Below are 3,379 nucleotides of genomic sequence, written 5' to 3'. Positions count from 1 at the left end.
CGCCACATTCTTGTAGACGAGTTCCAGGACACCAACACCATCCAGTATGCCTGGCTGCAAATACTGGCCAGCAACCGGGTGCCCATCACCGTGGTGGGGGACGACGACCAGTCCATCTACGGCTGGCGCGGCGCCAAAATCGAGAACATCCAGCAGTATCAGCAGGACTTTCCCAACGCCCGCCTGGTGCGACTGGAACAGAACTACCGCTCCACCCAGATGATCCTGAAGGCGGCCAACTCCGTCATCGCCAACAATCAGGGCCGCCTTGGCAAGGAGCTCTGGACCGATGGCCCGGAAGGGGAGCCCATCAGCCTGTATGCCGCCTTCAATGAAATGGACGAGGCCAACTACATCGGCGATACCATCAGCACCTGGGTGGCTGAAGGCAACCTGCGCAGCGAAAGCGCGATACTCTACCGCTCCAATGCCCAGTCCCGGGTGCTGGAAGAATCCCTGATGCGCCAGGGCATTCCTTACCGGGTGTATGGTGGCCTGCGATTCTACGACCGCCAGGAAATCCGCAATGCCCTGGCCTATCTGCGGCTGATTCACTACCGCCGGGACGACGCCGCGTTTGAGCGGGTGGTGAACATCCCGACCCGGGGAATCGGTGCGAAAAGTCTGGCGGACCTGCGGGAGCTGGCCACCGGTCAGGGTATCTCCCTGTGGGAGGCGGCGGAACGATCACTGGATGCAGGCCAGGTGAAAGGTCGTGCCAGAACCGGGCTGCAGAGCTTTCTGGATATTGTCCGCACCCTGTCGGAAAAGGTGGAGCATTCCTCCCTGCAGGGTCTGATGAAAGACACCATCGAGCTCAGCGGCCTCAAGGAATTTCATGCCAGTGAGAAAGGCGAGAAGGGCCAGGCCCGGGTCGAGAACCTCGAAGAACTGGTCAATGCCCTGGCGGATTTCGAAGTGGAAGACGAACTGGACCCGCTTGCGGAATTCATTGCCCAGGCGGCACTGGACGCCGGCGAATCCCAAGCGGACTCCCACGAAGACAGCGTGCAGCTGATGACCCTTCATTCCGCCAAGGGCCTGGAGTTCCCGCTGGTGTTTCTGGCGGGCGTCGAAGAAGGCCTGTTTCCCCACGGCATGTCCCTGGAAGAGCCGGGCCGGATGGAAGAAGAGCGGCGGCTGGCTTACGTGGGCATTACCCGGGCCATGAAACGGCTGATCATTACCTACGCCGAGTCCCGTCGCCTCTACGGTCAGGAGAAATTCAACGCCCTGTCACGCTTCGTCCGCGAAATTCCGTCGGACTGCATACAGGAAGTGCGCCTGCGCAACACCGTCACCCGCCCCATGATGGCCCAGCGCCCCAACGAGCGCCTGTTCGATGCCGGCCCCATGGAAAAGGCCGGCTTCAGCCTCGGCCAGCGGGTACGCCACCCCAAATTCGGTGAGGGTATTGTGATGAACAGCGAAGGCACCGGTCACCACACCCGGGTACAGGTCAATTTTGACGAGGGCGCCAAGTGGCTGGTATTGGCCTACGCGCCATTAGAAGCTTGCTAAGTAGTTAGTTGGCTTGATTTGAAAGAATTCGTTTTGGAGCCCTGAACCATGTTCGGGCCTGGTGTCCGGGAGGGCTTTCCAAAACCGTGCGGAGCCATGGATGGCGGAGCCCGAGCGACACAGGGATGTGCCGCAAGGAGCGTGTTTTGGAAAGCCCTCCCGGATGCCAGGCTACACCAGAATCACAGCCAGCCTTTGCGTTTAAAAAAGAGATAAGGCGCGATGCCCGCCAACACCATCAGACCAATGGCGAAGGGATAGCCGAAATCCCATTGCAGTTCCGGCATGAGCATGAAGTTCATGCCATAAATGCTGGCCACCAGAGTCGGCGGCAGGAACACCACCGCAGCAATGGAAAAGATCTTGATGATCTGGTTCTGCTCGATATTGATAAAGCCCTGGGTAGAGTCCATCAGGAAGTTGATCTTGTCGAACAGGAAGGTGGTGTGGGACATCAGGGTTTCGATATCCCGCATGATCTCCCGCTGATTTTCTGACAACCCCGGCTCGCCCCGCAGATGCCGCAACAGAAACGAAATGTTGCGCTGGGTGTCCATCAGGCAGAGGCGGGTTTTACCGTTGCTGTCTTCCAGCTTGGCCAGCCGGGTGATGGCCTCATCCAGCTCCGCCTCCTCATCCTCCAGCACCAGGTGGCTGACGTCCTCCAGCTGGCGGTGCAGATCTTCCAGGCCGTCGGCGTGGTTCTCCACCTTTTGCTCCAGCAGCATGACCAGCAGTTCGGCGGGATTGGAGGCCTCCACCTGACCGCGACGGGCCCGCATCCGGAACAGCCGGAAATCCGCCAGCTCTTCCTCGCGAATGGTGATCAGGTAGCCTTTCTGCAGGATGAAGGCCACGGAAACCGTGTTGTGGCGACCCTCGCTCTGGGTCAGAAACAGCGAGTGCACGTGTATACCGGCCTGATCCACAAAGCAGCGGGCGGAGGCCTCGATTTCCTCCACATCATCGAACTCGGGGATGTCTGTGCGCAGCAGTCTCTGCAGTATCGCGCGCTCCCGCTCATCCGGCTCCTGGGCATCAATCCAGTGGGCCTCGGAAAGCCTTGCCAGCTGGTCTTCCGGGGGGATGTCCAGCTCGTGGATCAGGCTGTTATCAAAGCGGAAAAGTCTGAGCACTGTTATTAACCTCAGGGCAGTATAAGTATTCTTTTCAGTTTAGTAGGTTACGTTAATAGTTTCATTCTCTGGTTAAGAATTAACGACAGCCGGAAACGGTTTCCTATGCCGGAAACGGTTTCCTATGCCGGAAACTGGTCCCGGGTTTTGTTGGCAATGCGCACCAGCACCAGCATCAGCGGTACCTCCACCAGCACACCCACCACCGTCGCCAGTGCCGCCCCGGATTGCAGGCCGAACAGGGCAATGGCGGCAGCCACCGCCAGTTCAAAGAAGTTGCTGGCACCGATCATGGCGCCGGGGGCGGCTATGCAGTGGCGTACCTTCCAGAGTCTGGCCCAGCCGTAGGCGATGAAAAAAATCAGGAACGTCTGGATGATCAGTGGAATGGCGATCAGCATGATGTGCAGCGGGTTGTTGAGAATCACCTCGCCCTGAAAGGCGAACAGCAGCACCAGCGTGACGATCAGCGCCGCCGGCGTGATGGGGCTCAGGCGTTTCATGAACACCTCGTCGTACCATTGCTGCCCGTGGCGGGCGATCAGCGTACGGCGGGTGAGATAGCCGGCCACCAGTGGGATCACGATATACAGCACCACCGACAGGATCACCGTATCCCAGGGTACCTGGATGTCGGAAATGCCCAGCAGGAACACCACAATGGGCGCGAAGGCAAACAACATGATGATGTCGTTCAGGGACACCTGGACCAGCGTGTAGGC

Annotated in this window: 2 protein-coding genes and 1 pseudogene; 1 reads left to right on the top strand and 2 read right to left on the bottom strand. The window is 59.1% G+C overall.

Features of this window, described 5'->3' with window-relative positions; all coding sequences use genetic code 11:
* A partial coding sequence (locus tag AAC035_RS19875; protein WP_339806858.1) for a 3'-5' exonuclease occupies window positions 1-1,521 on the top strand: 1,521 nt, incomplete at its 5' end.
* Window positions 1,522-1,703: 182 nt separating this feature from the next.
* Here the strand turns inward: AAC035_RS19875 and corA are convergent.
* A complete protein-coding gene (gene corA / locus AAC035_RS19870; RefSeq protein ID WP_339806857.1) occupies window positions 1,704-2,657 on the bottom strand; it encodes a magnesium/cobalt transporter CorA in 954 nt (317 codons plus the stop codon).
* A gap of 122 nt (window positions 2,658-2,779) precedes the next feature.
* A pseudogene (locus AAC035_RS19865) lies at window positions 2,780-3,379 on the bottom strand (arsenical-resistance protein); the annotation flags it as partial.

Origin of the sequence: uncultured Marinobacter sp. (genome assembly GCF_963974375.1) — a bacterium.
Lineage (GTDB): Bacteria > Pseudomonadota > Gammaproteobacteria > Pseudomonadales > Oleiphilaceae > Marinobacter.
Note: the sequence above shows the minus strand (reverse complement) of the source record. Positions and strands in the feature narration are given on the sequence as shown.